The following is a 17881-nucleotide window of genomic DNA, read 5'->3' on the forward strand; positions in this document are numbered from 1 at the left end:
CTATATCAGCAGTGAAATTTTGAACATGCTCGTTTCATATTCTAATATATTAGATGCAAAAGTTTTAAAAAACTTGCGCTAATGTTCCTTTTTATAATAATTCTCTAATACGTTTTGTAGATTCTTTTTTGCTCTAAACATTATAGATTCTACAGATGACAAACTCTTATTTGTAATCTCAGCAACTTCTTGATAACTCTTTCCGTCTATTTTATGTAGTGTAAACACAACAGACTGACTTTCAGGCAAACCATTAATAGCTTTAAATAAAGTAGCATTAAGTTCTTTGTTTTCTAACAATATTCCAGGATGGTTCATTTCCGTAAAGTAATCTGTCTTATCAAAAGGGATGACATTACCAGTAATGGATTGCAAAAAAGCAAATCGTTTTTTAGTATTTCTCTTCCTAATAAATTCTAAACACTTATTTGTAGTAATCCTATAAATCCAAGTTGACAATTTAGAATCGCCTTTAAATTTTTTTATAGAATTAAAAACTTCAACAAAAACCTCTTGTGCAATGTCTTCAGCATCTTCTCTATTTGGCACAAATGAAATACACGTACTAAATACTTTTTGCTGAAAATCATCCACAAGCTTGCTATAAGCAGCAGTGCTTTTGTGTTTTAATTCTTCTATAAATTCGGTTTCAGTCAAAAAAATGGGTAGTTAGTTATTCCATAATTGTATTTAGATGCAGTTTAAAATAAAAACTTGCGCTAAATTTATATTTATTTTTTCTGAATAAACTCATCTTTACATTTTGTTTTAAACCGAAAAGTTTAGCTTTTGTGCCATAATAAAAACAGTTTTTATTAGCATAGCATTAGCTACGGTTATAAAAATCGATAAAATTATGGTGTATAATGTAAATTTTGCAGGCAAAAGGAAAAGTAAAGATAAGTTCAATATAACATTTTTTAGAGTCTTCTATATATCAACTTTTAATGTACCTTTGCATGCTTAATTTTTTATAATGCGTTTACACAGAAATTTATGTTTTGCAGTCATCGATGGATTAACTTTAATCCTTAACGAAGGCAAATATGCAGATAAAGTCATCCAGCAACTCCTTAAGCGCGACAAGCGTTGGGGAAGTCGAGATCGTGGTTTTGTTGCAGAGACCACTTACGATATTGTGAGATGGAAACGATTATATACTGAAATTGCTGAAGTCAAAGCACCTTATGATCGTGAGAATATTTGGCGCATTTTTGCAGTTTGGGCAACCTTAAGAGGTATTAAATTACCAGATTGGAGTTATTTTGAAAATACTCCAACTAGAAAAATAAAAGGTCGTTTTGATGAATTGTCTAATACTCGAAAATTTAAAGAATCTATTCCAGATTGGTTAGACGAATTAGGCGTTAAAGAATTAGGAGAATCTGTTTGGACTAAAGAAATTGCTGCTTTAAACGAACAAGCAGATGTAATTTTAAGAGTCAACACGCTTAATACTACAAAAGATAATTTACAGGCTTTATTATTTGATGATGGTATAGAAACAGAAAGCATCAAAGGCTACGCAAGCGCACTTAAACTTAAAGAAAGAGCTAATGTATTTCAAACTGAAGCTTTCAAAAAAGGGTTCTTTGAAGTGCAAGATGCTTCATCACAATTAGTCGCAGAATTTTTAGATGTAAAACCAGGAATGCGTGTTGTTGACACATGTGCTGGTGCTGGTGGTAAAGCACTTCACCTTGCCACATTAATGGAAAATAAAGGTCAGGTTATTGCTCTAGATATTTATGCTAATAAATTAAATGAACTTAAACGAAGAGCAAAACGTAATGGTGCTTGGAATATTGAAACTCGAGCAATAGAATCTACGAAGGTCATTAAGAAATTATACGACAAAGCAGATCGTGTTTTAATTGATGCGCCTTGTTCTGGATTAGGTGTTTTACGTCGTAATCCTGATGCCAAATGGAAATTACAACCAGAATTTATTGACAAAATAAAAGTAACGCAACAAGAGATTTTACAACAATATTCTAGAATAGTAAAAGCAGGCGGACAATTAGTATATGCGACGTGTTCTATTCTTCCTTCGGAAAACAAAGCTCAAGTAGATACGTTTTTAGCATCAGATTTAGGGAAAGATTTTACATTTGTAAAAGACAAAAGCATTTTGTCTCACAAAACTGGATTTGATGGTTTTTACATGGCATTACTAGAAAAGAAAAAAAAATAAACACATGAAACACTTTTACTTTATACTTACTTTATTAATCTCAACTGTTGCTTTTTCGCAAATTCCTGCTGGATACTACGATTCTGCTACAGGAACAGGGTTTGCGCTTAAAACGCAATTAAAAAATATTATTGACAATGATGATGATGGTTTAACCACAGAGTTTATTGCTCAAGATTTAGGATATTCTGCTCTGTATGTCACTTACCAATTGTCTGATGTAGATTTATATTATGAAAATAATGGCACTTTATTAGATATGTATTCTGAAGGTGTAATGCAAAATCCAGATAATACCAATACAAATTTACCAGATGCTTATGAATATACATATGGTATAAATCAAGATGATGGTACCATGGGAACAGCAGAAGGGCAACGCTATAATAGAGAGCATACCATTCCGCAATCGTCTTTCAATAGTGGTTCTCCTATGAGAAATGATGCGCATTTTGTAATCCCATCAGATAAATATGTAAATGGACAAAGAGGTAATTTACCTTACGGGTTTGTAGATACTACAACCCAATTTGATGAATATTCTAACGGCACTAAAAGAGGAGAAAACACAATTACTGGTATTGGTTCTAGTTATAATGGCGATGTTTTTGAACCTATAGATGAATTTAAAGGTGATATTGCTAGAATGTTTTTCTTCTTTGCAACGCGTTACGAAGACCAAATAGGTGGATTTAATTATGTCATGTTTGACGGCTCAGTGAACCAAGCAATTGACCAACCGTTCTTAGATCTTCTATATAATTGGCATCAAAACGATCCTGTGTCTCAAAGAGAAATTGATAGAAACAATGCAATTTTCACGAGACAAGACAATAGAAATCCATTTATTGACAACCCACAATTTGTTTTTGAAATTTGGCAAAGTGCTTTATCTGTAGATGAATTTCAAAATCAGAATATTGTAAAAATGTATCCAAATCCTGCAAAAGGAAATTTTGTAAACATAGATTCTAATAACGACCTTGTTGTAGAAATTTATGATCTTTTAGGTAAAAAGGTAAAAGTTCAAACTATAAATGCTAATCAGAAACAATTACATATTTCTGGTTTATCTAAAGGTGTTTATTTAGTTAAACTTACTTCGGAAAATGGAAGTATCACAAAAAAGTTGATAAAGCAATAATTTTTAGAAGCTTTAAAAAAAAAAGAACAATTCTATTCACTGTGACTAGCTCAGTGAATAGAATTGTTCTTTTTTTGGTTAATAAAGCGTGAATAACTATATGTTTTCAAATTTAATAACTGCTCCTAATATATCTAAAAAGTGTAAATTAGCACTCTCAATTTTTTAAAACAAACTTGATAACATGATTCATTTCTTCGGAAACTGGAAACATTTAGGCTAATGTCTGTTCGATAAAAAACAATATAATGAAACACATATACATTTTATTTACTATTCTATTTACAATTACTACTTCTGCACAAATTCCTGCAGGATATTACGATTCTGCAACAGGATCTGGCTATGTTTTAAAAACTCAATTAAGAAATATTATAACAAATGGTCATAGCCCAAAATCTTATGATCAATTATTTGACCTTGATACAGGTTATAAAGCTACAGATACGGACGATTTTTATGAAAATGATGGTTCTGTAATGGATATGTATTCTGAAAACCCAACTGCTTCAGACCCTTACAACTATAGCTATTATGCAAATCCAAGTGACAAATGTGGTAATTATGACAGTGAAATGGATTGTTATAATGGAGAACATCTAATGCCTCAAAGTGTTTATGGTAGCAGCATGCCTATGGTTGGTGATATTCATCAAGTTATTCCAACGGATGGTTATGTAAATAATGGAAGAGGTAGTTTAGCCTTTGGTGAAACTAACTCACCTTCTACAACTTATTTAAATGGGTCCAAACGAGGGACAAGCAGTATTAATGGTTATACAGGAACTGTATTTGAACCCATTGACGAATTCAAAGGTGATATTGCACGATGCCTACTTTATTTTGCTGTTAGATATGAGAATCAAGTAGCCGCTTGGGATCATCCAATGCTTAATAACACAAGTAATCAAGTTTATGAAGATTGGTTTATTGATATGTTACTAGATTGGCATAATGGTGACCCTGTAAATAACCGAGAAATTAATAGAAATAATGCTTCATATATTCATCAAGGCAACAGAAATCCTTTTATTGACCAACCAGAATACGCTAACTTAATTTGGAACCCAACTCCAGATAATGAGAACCCATCTAAACCAACCAATCTAGTGGCTTCAAACCCAACAGATAATTCTATAGACTTAAACTGGACATCTTCTACTGATAATGTTGGAGTTGTGTCTTATGATATTTATGTGGATGCCGTTTTAACTTTCAATACAACAAACACATCTTCTTTTACAGCTAATGGTTTATCACCAGATACAAATTACTGTTTTACAATTAAAGCAAAGGATGCTGCAGGTAATACGTCTGATTTTAGTAACCAAGATTGTGAAACCACAACAAATAATGGAACTGGATCAATTTGCACAACAGAAACATTTGAAAACATTCCTGCTTCCAATGGTAGTTATACAGATAGAACTTGGATTGGTGACAATGGGTTACAATGGGATGCCACAGAAGCAAGAACTGATCAAACAATAAATAATAGAGCAATAGCTATAGATTTTAGGAACACAACAAATGGTACCTTAACGTCATCTACTATAAATGGTGGTATTGGTAACTTTACAATAACTACATTACAAGTTTTTACAGGTACAGCTGGCTCTCTTAACCTTTACGTAAATGGTGTCCTCAAAGGTGACATACCATTTAGTACATCACCACAAACAACGACTATTAATAATATTAACATTGAAGGTCCTGTAACTGTCGTGATACAAGATGATAACACATCTGGAGGAAGTGCAAGAGTCGCAATAGATGATATTTCTTGGACATGTTACTCACTTTTAAGTGTTGATGAGTTTAATTCTTCTAGTGTTAAATTGTATCCAAATCCTGTTAATGACAACTTGTATATTGATTTAAACACACAAAAAACAACACTTGTTAATATCTATGACATTTTAGGAAAGAAAGTGATTTCTAAAGTAATTAACACTTCTGAAAATATAAATGTAGAACATTTAAATAGCGGAATATATATTGTTAGATTAACACAAGACAATTCTACAATTAGTAGAAAATTAATTAAAAATTAAATCTAAAGCGGCTTTCGAGTCGCTTTTTTTTATGTTTAAAACCTCGTGAATAACTCTAAATTTTCATCATGAAATTTAGATGAAATCAAATTGAAAAAAAGTAAATTTACACTTTCAAAAAATCACTACAAAATACGATATAATGATTCATTTCTTCGGAAACCAAAACAGTAAACTATTTGCTGTTCAAGCAACAAAAGAATTATCAACGGAAACCATAGCTAAATTGACATGGTTATTTGGCAACCAACCAAAACTAGAACAAGCATCTCTCGATGCTTTTTTTGTTGGTCCACGTGCAGCTATGATAACGCCTTGGAGTACTAATGCTGTTGAGATTACTCAAAACATGGGAATTGATGGTATTATCCGAATTGAAGAATTTGAAAGCTGTAAAAAAGAGTTCATAGGATTTGACCCTATGATTTCTGAAAAATATAACAGTTTAAATCAAGAATCATTCAATATTGATATTCAACCAGAAGAGATTCTTAATATAGAAGATATTTCAGCATATAATCAACAAGAAGGTTTAGCGCTTAATGATGAAGAGATTGAGTATTTAGAAAGTGTTGCTAAAAAAATTGGTAGACCATTAACCGACTCTGAAGTATTTGGATTCTCACAAGTTAATAGTGAGCATTGTCGTCATAAAATTTTTAATGGCACATTTGTTATTGATGGAGAAGAAAAGCCTAACTCGCTTTTCAAAATGATTAAAGAAACGTCTAAGCAAAACCCAAATACTATTGTGTCTGCTTATAAAGATAATGTCGCATTTATAAAAGGCCCAAAAGTTGAACAATTTGCACCAAAACGTGCCGATATTCCTGATTTTTACACGACTAAAGAATTCGAATCTGTAATTTCATTAAAAGCAGAAACGCACAATTTCCCAACAACCGTTGAGCCCTTTAATGGAGCAGCAACTGGATCTGGAGGAGAAATTCGTGATCGATTAGCAGGAGGAAAAGGCTCATTACCTTTAGCAGGAACAGCAGTTTACATGACCTCTTACTCTCGTTTAGAAGACAACAGACCTTGGGAACAAAAATTTGAAGCTAGAGATTGGTTATATCAAACTCCAATGGATATTTTAATTAAAGCGTCTAATGGTGCTTCTGACTTCGGAAATAAATTTGGACAACCTCTAATTTGTGGTTCTGTGTTAACTTTTGAGCATGAAGAAAATGCATCTTCTAGCACCTCTCAAGCTAGAAAATTAGGTTACGACAAAGTGATTATGCAAGCAGGAGGCATTGGTTACGGAAAATCTAATCAGGCACTAAAAGACACTCCCAAAAAAGGCGATAAAATTGTAATTCTTGGTGGAGAAAACTATAGAATCGGAATGGGTGGAGCTGCAGTTTCCTCTGCAGATACTGGAGAATTCGCATCTGGAATTGAATTAAATGCTGTACAACGTTCTAATCCTGAAATGCAAAAACGAGCTGCAAACGCTGTTCGTGGTATGGTAGAAAGTGATGAGAACTTTATAGTTTCTATTCACGATCATGGTGCTGGTGGACATTTAAATTGTTTATCAGAATTAGTTGAAGATACAGGTGGAAAAATAGATTTAGATAAATTACCAGTTGGTGACCCAACATTATCTGCTAAAGAAATTATTGGCAATGAGTCTCAAGAACGAATGGGATTAGTGATTGCCGAAAAACATTTAGATACCTTACAAAAAATTGCAGATCGAGAACGCTCTCCAATGTATACTGTTGGTGACGTTACAGGAGATCATAGGTTTACTTTTGAATCTAAAACCAAAGGAGATAAACCAATGGATTTAGCTCTAGAAGATATGTTTGGTTCTTCTCCAAAAACGATTTTAACAGATAAAACTATTGCTAGAAATTATAAAAATTCGCGTTACAAAACGAAGAATTTAAAAATCTATTTAGAGCAAGTTTTACAATTAGAAGCTGTAGCTTGTAAAGATTGGTTAACAAATAAAGTAGATCGTTGTGTTGGTGGAAAAGTTGCAAAACAACAGTGTGTTGGTCCTTTGCAAATTCCGTTGAATAATGTTGGCGTTATGGCATTAGATTACAACGGAAAAGAAGGTATCGCAACGGCAATTGGCCACTCTCCTATTTCTGGCTTAATTCATCCAGAAGCTGGAAGTAGAAATTCTATTACTGAAGCTTTAACAAATATTATTTGGGCACCTTTAAAAGATAATTTACAATCTGTGTCATTATCTGCAAACTGGATGTGGCCTTGTAAAAATGAAGGTGAAGACGCTCGTTTGTATCAAGCTGTGAAAGCTATTTCAGAGTTCTCAATAGATTTAGGTATCAATGTTCCAACAGGAAAAGATTCCTTATCTATGAAGCAAAAATATCCTGATGGTGAAGTTATTTCTCCAGGAACGGTTATCATTTCTGCAGCTGGAAATTGTAATGAAATTTCTAAAGTTGTAGAACCCGTTTTACAACAGAATGGTGAAAACATCTACTACATTAATATGTCTCAAGATGATTTTAAATTAGGAGGAAGTTCTTTTCATCAAACTTTAAATACGATTGGTAATGAAGCTCCAGATGTCAAAAATGCTAGCTTTGTAAAGAACACTTTTAACACCATTCAAAATTTAATTAAGACTGATAAAATTTCTGCAGGACACGATGTTGCTTCAGGTGGATTGATTACGTCGTTATTAGAACTCTGTTTTGCTGATAGAAATTTAGGTGCTGATTTTAATATTTCAGCTTTAAATGAAGAAGATTCTATAAAAGTATTATTTGCTGAAAATGCTGGATTAGTTTTTCAAGCAGACAGTTCAGTAGAAACAATCTTATCAGAAAACGATGTTGAATTTTTCAATATAGGAACTGTAAATACTTCAGAAAAAGTAACTATCAAAAACAACGATGATAATTTTTCTTTTGATGTTTCTGAAATGAGAGCTATTTGGTATAAAACGTCTTACTTATTAGACGATAAGCAAACTTCGAATGGGTTGGCTAAAGCACGATATGAAAATTATGCACAATTACCTCTAGTTTATAAATTTCCGAAGCATTTCACAGGAAAATTAGAAGATATGTTGTCAGGTCGAGCACAGATGAGACCTCTTGACAACCAATCGACTGCACTCAATGAGACAACACGACCTAAAGCTGCTATACTTCGTGAAAAAGGGAGCAATTCTGAACGCGAAATGGCAAATGCAATGTATCTAGCTGGTTTTGATGTTAAGGATGTGCACATGACAGATTTAATTTCTGGTCGTGAAACGCTTGAAGACATACAGTTTTTAGGAGCTGTAGGTGGGTTTTCTAATAGTGATGTTTTAGGATCTGCAAAAGGTTGGGCTGGAGCAATTAAGTATAATGACAATGCCAATAAAGCGATTAAGAATTTCTTTGAAAGAGAAGATACTTTATCGGTTGGGATTTGTAATGGATGTCAGTTATTCATGGAATTAGAGCTTATAAATCCAGATCATGATGTACATGGAAAAATGCTACATAACGATTCTAAAAAGCATGAGAGCGCGTTTACTTCTGTAACTGTTCAAGAGAATAACTCAATTATGTTATCTACATTAAAAGATGCAACTTTAGGTGTTTGGATTTCTCATGGCGAAGGAAAATTTAATCTTCCTGAGAAAGAAAACGAATACAATATCGTCGCAAAATATGGTTACGATAGTTATCCTGCAAATCCAAATGGATCTGACTTTAACACTGCTATGATGTGTGACAAGACTGGACGTCATTTAGTAATGATGCCACATATTGAGCGATCAACGTTTCAATGGAATTGGGCAAACTATCCTAATGGAAGAAAAGATGAAGTATCACCTTGGCTAGAGGCTTTTGTGAATGCTAGATTATGGATTGTAAGACAATGAAAATAATAGTTTATACCTTTTTTTTGTTAGGATGGATTTTTTGTTCTGCTCAGAATGATAAACCTCAAGTCATTTACAAGTATCAAAAAGACACCTTATTTCTTAATGAGACTAACCAACCTATTATTAAAAAATCTTTTAACCTTAAACTTGATAGCCCTTTGTTTTCTAGTCTAAGATTTGAAAATGACACATTAGTTTTATATAAATTAAGATTTTCTCATCTTTTTGGTAAATTAAAAATTTCTCAAAAACATCAATTATTTAGTTTATTAAATTCTCGAAATAATGTAGATACTACTAAAGTGATGATAATTCATTATCAAGACTCACTTAAACCAATAAATGAATTTGCTAAAAAAACAGGCATAGCTTACAACAAAGACAGCACAACTCATCGCCATGTTATGAGTCATAAGACATTTGTTGTAAAACATAAAGATTGTGTTAGAAAACTATCAAAACGAAACAAATCTAACGTTTATCATTATTTTAAAGTAAACAATGGCCATCCTTTAGAATTTAAAAAAGCCAAGTGGTATGAGGATTACTATGGATTAATTGATAAGTTATTTAGAGACTCCTATAGTCGGTTCTTCACTATTGTAATTCATCCAGATGGTAGTTTTTATTGTAAAAACTACAATGATAATAATGGTAAGATATTTAAAGATTTAATTAAAGGAAAACGTTGGAAGCTTCATAAAAAGGAGTTTGAAGAAAACTTAAATTCACTAAATTCTAAGGTTTAAGAATACAAAACTTATTACTTATTCAACAAGCTCGTAAATAGCTGTAACATCACCTGTATAATCTCCGATCGTACCATCTTCATATAAAAATTCATCTGTAAAGAGCTGTTCATTAGGTAGAATTAATGTAAGGATAGTATTGTTTTCTGAAAGATCACCCGAAAATAAAAGTTCTTCACCATAAGTTAAACGTAAACGAGTTTCATTTTGTGTATAATTTAAATATGCTCCATCCCAATGAAAGCAATTTGTTTTTTGAATTGGCGCATCTTCACTTTCAACATCTACATAAGCAGCAAGAAAGTGGCTCGCTGGACTTCCTATTTGAAAATCTTCACGGAAATACATTAAATTCACAAAACAATTTTTCTCAGTTAATAGGTCATTTGAAAAAATCCCGTCAGCATTTAAGTCTACATTGTTCTCTATAATATAATGAGTTAAAACGTAAGCTTTATCTTGAATGTTAAATAAATTAGTTTCATCATCACTACAATTAAATACACAGATAGAAAAAACGAGTAGTAAAGCAATTTTTTTCATAATAATAGTTTTAGTTTTTTTCTTAATAATTATTTTGTTTATATAGAATAGATGATAAAAGGCAAAAAGTTTGCAAGAAGTCTTATCATTATTTTAATCTACTCTATTAAATCATTTATTCAAAAATATAAATATAAATTCTTAAATTTATTAGATATTGTTAATCCAATTTGTATCTTTTTACCTACAAATAATATACATGACCCTTACTTATTTTGACAATAATGTTCCTAATTTAGTTGAAGAGTACTATCAGTTAAAAATCACTGAAGAGTCTGCACCTTTTAATTCAGCTATATTACCTCTTGGTTTCACACATGTAACACATGTATTTTATGGTAAACAAAAAGCTGTTTTAAATAAAAAAGAGATGCCTATCAAAGGCACTACTATTAGTGGTCAATTTTTTAGATCTTACCAATTTCTTGGTCAGACTAAGTCCCTATCTTTTGGTATTAGCTTTCATCCTACCGCATTATTCAAAATTTTAAATACAGATATTTCCAAATTAGACAACAAACACACTTCCTTAGAGTCATTTCACCCAGTATTTTATAAAAGAATTAAACCTGTTTTTGAGAATTATTCAAAACCTGAGGACATTGTCAAAAACTTAAATAAATGTCTTTCAAATCTTGATTTAGCAACAAATAATTCTACTAGTAATATTGACAAAGTGATTGATTTGATTAAAGAGAAAGAAGGTTTAATAAGCATAAATGAAATTTTAGACCACTTAGATATTTCTCAAAAAACTTTAGAAATACAGTTCAAAAAAATTGTTGGTCTAACTCCAGGGAAATATGTAAGATTGTATAGATTTATAAAATTGATGCGTAAATATGAAAGCCAAGAAATCGCAATCAATGATCTTATTTATTTGTTTGATTATTATGACAGGTCACACTTTTCAAAAGATTTCAAATTATTTATGAATGAAACACCTCAATCTTATTTTAAAAAGGATTATCCATTAATAAAAGCAGTTTATAAAAAATAGTTAGCTATTACGATTATTTACACCATTTAACCAATAATAAGTTTTAGTTTTGAGTCTAAAGTGAAATCAAAAAAACAATATAAAAGGGTTTATTAGTTTTTAGATATTTATTTAGTATTACGATTTCAATTTTAGTTAGAATTTAATAAACTAGGAGCTATGTCATTGTAGCTCCTTTTTTTATCTTCATATATGAAATTCACTTTTAATTTCATATTTTGCAATACTACAATCTTATCACTCTATTTAATGACAGAAATAACTAGACTTTTTGATTTTCCATATTATCAACTAGAAAAATATAATTTAGATGCTGCTTTAGTTACCAAGTATGATGGTAAGTGGGTTAAAACGTCTACCAAAGAATATTTAGATAAAGCTAATGCCATGAGTCGTGCTTTATTAAAACTAGGAATTCAAAAAAATGATAAAATTGCTGTAATTTCTACAACAAATAGAACCGAATGGAATATCATGGATATTGGTATTCTTCAAATAGGTGCTCAAAATATCCCAATATATCCAACCATTTGCGCTGAAGATTATGAATATGTATTAAACCATAGCGAATCAATTTATTGCTTTGTTTCTGATGTAGATGTTTTAGCAAAAGTTAGAAAAGTACAAGCCAATACAAAGATTAAAGAAGTATATTCTTTTAATCATATTGAAGGTTGCAAACACTACTCTGAATTATTTGAACTTGGAAAAGATGAAAGCACACAACCTGAAGTAGAAGCTAGAAAAAATGCAGTTTTGCCACATGATTTAGCAACAATAATTTACACTTCTGGCACCACAGGAAAGCCAAAAGGCGTGATGCTATCACATAACAATATAACAAGTAATGCTTTAGATGCTTCTGAGCGTTTACCACTTTTAAAAAATACAGACAAACGAATATTAAGTTTCTTACCTATTTGTCATGTATTTGAACGTGTACTCATTTATTTATATCAGTATGCTGGAGCCACTATTTATTTTGCTGAAGGCATAGATAAAATTGGCGACAATGCTAAAGAAATTAAGCCAAACTTGATGAGCGTAGTACCACGATTATTAGAAAAGGTATTTGACAAAATTATTGCTAAAGGCGAAGATTTAACTGGTTTAAAAAAATCATTGTTCTTTTGGGCTGTTCGTTTAGGAGAAAAATGGGAACCATATGGAGCAAATGGTGCTTGGTACGAATTCAAACTTAAAATAGCCAATAAACTTATTTTTAGTAAATGGAGAGAAGCTCTAGGTGGAGAATTACACACTATGGTGTCTGGTAGCGCAGCTTTACAACCAAGATTAACACGAATGTTTTCGGCTGCAGGCATGCAAGTTATGCAAGGCTACGGACTCACAGAAACGTCACCTGTAGTATCAGTAGAAATGTATGCCAATCATCATTTTAGAGTTGGCTCTGTAGGGAAACCAATCAAAAATGTAGAAGTTAAAATTGCTGAAGATGGTGAACTCTTAATAAAGGGACCAAACGTTATGCTAGGGTATTATAAAGATCCTAAAAAAACCGCAGAGGTAATGACGGGTGATTATTTCCATACTGGAGATAAAGGAATGATTGATGAAGATGGATTTTTAAAAATTACTGGTCGTAAAAAAGAAATGTTTAAAACCTCAGGTGGAAAATATGTAATACCACCACTTTTAGAAAACGATATGAAACAATCGCTATTCATAGAACAAATTATGGTGATTGGTGAAGGTGAAAAAATGCCAGCAGCTATTATACAACCTAATTTTGACTTTATTCGTAGTTGGATAGAGGATAATAAACTTAATATTGGCACTTCAGATGCTGAGATTGCAAGCTCTAATATTGTTATAGAACGAATTCAAAAAGAAGTAACTAAGTACAATAAAAACTTCGGAAAATGGGAACAAATCAAACGTTTTGAACTCACACCAGATGTTTGGTCAATTGATGGTGGCCATTTAACGCCTACCATGAAAATGAAACGCGCTATTATTAAAAATATTTACCAAGATTTATATGATAAGATATATAGATCATAATGTTTTTAATGGTTTTACACGTTTTTAGAACTTTATTACAACCTTTTTCATCCTCATATAATCTCTAGAGTATGTATTGTTAAGATAGTTTTGTAGTATTAACTTTAAATTTAATCTATATGAAACCTTTATTATCTATTTCAATTTTACTATTTGTATTATTTTCTTTTCAAACTTCAATTGCACAGGAAACATCAACTTTTGACTTAAAAAGATCTATAAAATTAACTCCTGAAGATATTGAAGCACAAAACATCAAATTATCTGTTTATGAAAAAACATCTTTTGTCGGACTCAATATAAGTTGTAAAGTAATTTTGGGTAATTTAAAAGTTGAAATCTATGATCCTAATGGTAATAAACAGGGTGAGTTTGCTGTTGAAAGTCAAATTTTAGATAAATCAAATGGTACTAAAGATAATTTTTATGAAAAAGAAACCGTTGAAGGTCAAATAGAAAAATTCTTAAAAAACCCTATGAGAGGAGATTGGATTGTTAAACTTATTCCTATAAAAACTTATGCCGAGGTTGAAATAAATTCTCGTTTTACAACTACAAACTAATCAGCTTGAAAGTAATTAATCATTTAATTTTATCTCAAAAAAAATTGAAATACGTTTTAATTATTTTAGTGCTATTATCTTTAAGTTTAACGATTTCGCATGCGCAAACAAGCAAAGTAAACCAGACTATTGAAGGTACTATTAAACTAGATAGTATTTGGAATCCGAAAATTTACTTATCTCTTATTCCTGAATTTAGCAAAATGTATACCATGTCAAAAAGTATGATTATTGCTGAATCTAAAATTGACAGCTCAGGATATTTTAAGTTTAATTTAGGCTTTTTACCTAAAAACGATAACCTCTATAGAATTCATGTTTCAAAAAAAGGCTCTTCAGAAGCTTCAATTATTATAGGTGGCAAAGACGAAAACCATTTTTTTGTGATTGCAAATAACTCATCAAATATCTTAGTGAATAATAGAAATAGAAGATTTAATGATATATCAGTCATAAACGATGATAAGAATAAAATTCTAAGAAAAATTGATGATATAGTAAGGTATATAGACAGTACAAATTATATTTCCACGAGAATTAAAAGTGAATTTGTAACTAACGCTTTTAATGAACAATTACGTCAAATTGCAGACACTTGTTCTTACCCATTAGTATCATTGTATGCGTTACAAAAAAGTAGTTATGAAAATGATATTATGAATAACACGGCATATTATCAAAAATTCTCAGAAAAATGGGATAATCAAAATTCAATTTACTTCAAATCGTTTAGAGAGAAAATACCAAAACAAAAAGGTAAGACTAGTTCCATAATCTTAATTCCGTTAATTGCTCTAATCTCATTTTTTATAGGACTATTTTTGAATCGCCTTTTGAAACAAAATATTACAAAAGAAATAAACCCTATAAAAGATCTTAGCGTACAAGAACGCAGAATTTTCTCACTACTAAAAGACGGTAAGTCCAATAAGGAAATTTCCGAAAAATTAAATATTGGAGTCAGTACCACTAAATCTCATGTCAGTAATATTTACTCAAAACTCAATGTGAACTCAAGAAAAGATATTCTAAATTTTAAAGAAGAAGTAAAATAAGTTATTAACTACGTTTCTTATAGTTTTTAAGAAATTCACCTTTAGGTTTACCATCATCAAATGAACTCCATTTGACTAAAACTCGAGTTTCATCTCTAGCTTCTTCGTTTGGCATATTTTCATATTCCATTCTATAGATTGCAGAAAACAATGGTGCTCTTCCGTCACCATGATGGCAATGAATCAATACTGGATAATTATCATTATTATCCATAATTTTAAGAAACTTATCTACTGCTTCCTGACTAGGCACTTGCTCTGCTCCAACGTTATAATAATTAATGTTTCCTATTTTTTCAACAGCATTTTTTTCTAATGTTAATTCTTCAGGAATTTCTGGATTGTTTTCAAGATCATCTGTACCTGGAAATCTTAAATCAACAATACTTTTAATATTATACATGTTGACATAATTTTCTATTTCACCTGGTGGTATAACTCCAGATTTATAAACCTTATTCTCTGCAATTGACTTAAAATTGTAGTTTATGTGCACATCATAACAAAATTTTACAACTCCAATAATGACGATAACTAAAACGAGTAATCCTACTTTTTTTTTCATAAACTTAATTTTTTATCGACAATTCTATCATAATAATCTTTGATATAAGCTTTACATATATCTTCGATTTGAGTCATTTCCGAATTTTTGTTTTCTATGAGATTTACCTTTAAACCTTTGTCATAAATATCGTAAAATCCAACTGCTTTATCACCATCAAAAATACAAATATAATTTCCCATCTGAAATTGATAGTAAGAACCACTGTAATTTACAGCAAAAGGTGTTGTTGAATCTGTTGTATCAACCAGACTTCGTCCCCAACTTCTAAACGGTTTTTCATACCCAATCATATCCAATATCGTTGGATAAATATCAATTTGCTGCGCTAACTCCATATCAACAGCTTTCAAAGAATTGTCTGGTTTATAGATCATAATTGGTACAGTAAATCGATTAATCAATTTGTAATATGTATCCATATAATAGACTTGGTTCCCATGATCTGCAGTAATTATAAAAATGGTGTTATCAAACCATGGTTCTTTTTTAGCTGCTTCAAAAAATTGTTTAAATGCATAATCTGTATAGCCAACACATTGGTGCATTGGCACATTTCCGACAGGAAATTGACCTTCATATTTTTCTGGAATCACATAAGGGTCATGAGACGACACCGTAAATACTGTTGAAAAAAAAGGAGTTTCCATGTCATCAAGATTCGTCTTCATATATTGCAAAAAAGGTTCATCCCAAATTCCCCAAAACCCATCAAAATCTGCATCATTCTTATAATCTTCGCGACCAAAATATGAATCAAAACCTAAAATATTACTAAAGCCTAAAAAACCCATTGAGCCTCTTGCTGCACCATGAAAAAATGATGTATTATAACCTTCATCATTTAATACTGAAACCAGAGATTGAATGTCTTGTTTTGAATATGCCGAAGACGTAAAGGCATCTTTAAAAGATGGAATACCAGCCAAAACAGACGACATACCATGTATGGATTTACTTCCATTTGCAAAAGCATTAGGAAAAATCAAACTATTTCCAGCAAGAGAATCCAAAAAAGGTGTATATCCTACATAATCAGGTATATCATATTCAGTATTAAAAGCACCTAGATATTCACGACCAAGGCTTTCTGTAATAATCAATACGATATTTGGTTTTGATTTAGGGTTGTTGGAATACTGTTTTATAGGTTGTGCATAGGCATCCACTAGAGACTCGTCCATTTCATAATCCACCTTTTTAAATGAATTAGCATTAAACGTTCTTATAAAAGCAAATGGTGAGTTCAAAACCAGATCTGCCTGCTCTATTTTTGTGACATGCCTATTTGCATCCACAAGATTAATAGGTCTAGTACTTTTTGCAAAATCTCCACCTCTAATACCTCCAATTGCTAATACAGCAATGACACAAAAAACAACCAAAGACAGTACAACATATTTTGCACCAATTTTTAAGGAGAGTTTTGAAATTTGAGATGGGATTATTTTTACTTTTTTATACAAATAAACCCAAAGTGAAGCAGCTATAATAAATAACACAACAACGTGCCAATATTCTATCAAAAACCTGAACATCATACTCCCTTTATTAGTTTCATTTTCAAGTGTATTAAAAACTACAATTGTTGTACGGCTAAAGGTGTATTTATAATAAATAAAATCTATAAAATTGATAGCGTAAGCGATAAGGTTTGTTATGAAGTAAACATAAAATAATACCGTTTGATAACGCTTTTTTGTATTTATAAATAAAGGCAATAATGACATCAACATGAAAAGGCTGTTGACATATAAAATAGCAGTCGTATCAAATGCTAAACCATGATATTGAATTTTGAGAAATTCAGTCAATGATTCAACATGCAACAAGTCAAAATTATAAAGTAAAAATAAGACCCTAGCAACAAAGTAAAATATATAGGCTAACAAAAGTCTGTAAAAAAACACTTTGTATTCTTGTAATCTATAAACTGAATCGTTCAATATGAAAAGTAATTGGTGGCGAAATGCCATTCATAAAATTAAGTGGTAAATTTAAAGTATTTATTTTAATAAAAATCTCTATCCAAATCTCAAAAAATACGTACATCTTTTTAAAATTTTATTATGCATGCATAACAAATTTTTGTATATTTGAATTTCTTAAACTTTT

13 protein-coding genes are annotated in these 17881 nt (G+C 31.0%); 9 read left to right on the forward strand and 4 right to left on the reverse strand.

Translation table 11 applies throughout. The features are described from left to right. Window positions 1-78: 78 nt before the first annotated feature. Complete coding sequence (locus tag WNY78_RS05115) at window positions 79-657, reverse strand: RNA polymerase sigma factor (RefSeq protein ID WP_342872112.1); 579 nt, start codon at window positions 655-657, stop codon at window positions 79-81. Window positions 658-976: 319 nt separating this feature from the next. On the opposite strand from WNY78_RS05115, the gene WNY78_RS05120 reads away from it, so the two are divergent. The 5 genes from WNY78_RS05120 to WNY78_RS05140 all read left to right on the forward strand — a co-directional run bounded on the left by WNY78_RS05120 (window position 977) and on the right by WNY78_RS05140 (window position 10015). Further along, window positions 977-2194, forward strand: a complete 1218-nt coding sequence (locus WNY78_RS05120; RefSeq protein WP_342872113.1) for a methyltransferase domain-containing protein — start codon at window positions 977-979, stop codon at window positions 2192-2194. A 4-nt stretch (window positions 2195-2198) separates the two neighbouring features. Next, window positions 2199-3338 carry an endonuclease gene (locus WNY78_RS05125; protein ID WP_342872114.1) on the forward strand — a complete coding sequence of 380 codons (1140 nt, stop codon included), beginning with the start codon at window positions 2199-2201 and terminating at the stop codon, window positions 3336-3338. Between the two features lie 248 nt (window positions 3339-3586). Then, window positions 3587-5392 carry an endonuclease gene (locus WNY78_RS05130; RefSeq protein WP_342872115.1) on the forward strand — a complete coding sequence of 602 codons (1806 nt, stop codon included), beginning with the start codon at window positions 3587-3589 and terminating at the stop codon, window positions 5390-5392. A 142-nt stretch (window positions 5393-5534) separates the two neighbouring features. After that, window positions 5535-9263 carry a phosphoribosylformylglycinamidine synthase gene (gene purL, locus WNY78_RS05135; RefSeq protein ID WP_342872116.1) on the forward strand — a complete coding sequence of 1243 codons (3729 nt, stop codon included), beginning with the start codon at window positions 5535-5537 and terminating at the stop codon, window positions 9261-9263. Continuing rightward, window positions 9260-10015 (forward strand): hypothetical protein, encoded by a 756-nt coding sequence (locus tag WNY78_RS05140; protein ID WP_342872117.1) that lies wholly within the window; start codon window positions 9260-9262, stop codon window positions 10013-10015. Before purL ends, WNY78_RS05140 begins: the two co-directional genes overlap by 4 nt. 18 nt (window positions 10016-10033) lie before the next feature. Here the strand turns inward: WNY78_RS05140 and WNY78_RS05145 are convergent, their stop codons facing one another. Next, window positions 10034-10558, reverse strand: coding sequence for a hypothetical protein (locus WNY78_RS05145; RefSeq protein WP_342872118.1), 525 nt, complete (start codon window positions 10556-10558; stop codon window positions 10034-10036). Between the two features lie 199 nt (window positions 10559-10757). Between WNY78_RS05145 and WNY78_RS05150 the strand changes: the two genes are divergently transcribed. From WNY78_RS05150 to WNY78_RS05165, 4 genes are all read left to right on the forward strand, one after another. Further along, window positions 10758-11558 carry a helix-turn-helix domain-containing protein gene (locus WNY78_RS05150; RefSeq protein WP_342872119.1) on the forward strand — a complete coding sequence of 267 codons (801 nt, stop codon included), beginning with the start codon at window positions 10758-10760 and terminating at the stop codon, window positions 11556-11558. 249 nt (window positions 11559-11807) lie between these two features. Further along, window positions 11808-13583, forward strand: a complete 1776-nt coding sequence (locus WNY78_RS05155) for a long-chain fatty acid--CoA ligase (protein ID WP_342872120.1) — start codon at window positions 11808-11810, stop codon at window positions 13581-13583. Window positions 13584-13702: 119 nt separating this feature from the next. Continuing rightward, the gene (locus WNY78_RS05160; RefSeq protein ID WP_342872121.1) at window positions 13703-14146 is read left to right on the forward strand and encodes a hypothetical protein; all 444 of its coding nucleotides are present in this window, start codon (window positions 13703-13705) and stop codon (window positions 14144-14146) included. Between the two features lie 44 nt (window positions 14147-14190). Further along, window positions 14191-15201, forward strand: coding sequence for a LuxR C-terminal-related transcriptional regulator (locus tag WNY78_RS05165; RefSeq protein WP_342872122.1), 1011 nt, complete (start codon window positions 14191-14193; stop codon window positions 15199-15201). A 4-nt stretch (window positions 15202-15205) separates the two neighbouring features. Here the strand turns inward: WNY78_RS05165 and WNY78_RS05170 are convergent, their stop codons facing one another. After that, complete coding sequence (locus tag WNY78_RS05170) at window positions 15206-15766, reverse strand: dual specificity protein phosphatase family protein (RefSeq protein ID WP_342872123.1); 561 nt, start codon at window positions 15764-15766, stop codon at window positions 15206-15208. Further along, window positions 15763-17712, reverse strand: coding sequence for an LTA synthase family protein (locus WNY78_RS05175; protein WP_342872328.1), 1950 nt, complete (start codon window positions 17710-17712; stop codon window positions 15763-15765). Before WNY78_RS05175 ends, WNY78_RS05170 begins: the two co-directional genes overlap by 4 nt. Window positions 17713-17881 lie beyond the last annotated feature (169 nt).

The sequence above is a fragment of the Psychroserpens sp. AS72 genome, from assembly GCF_038900375.1.
Classification (GTDB): Bacteria; Bacteroidota; Bacteroidia; order Flavobacteriales; family Flavobacteriaceae; genus Psychroserpens.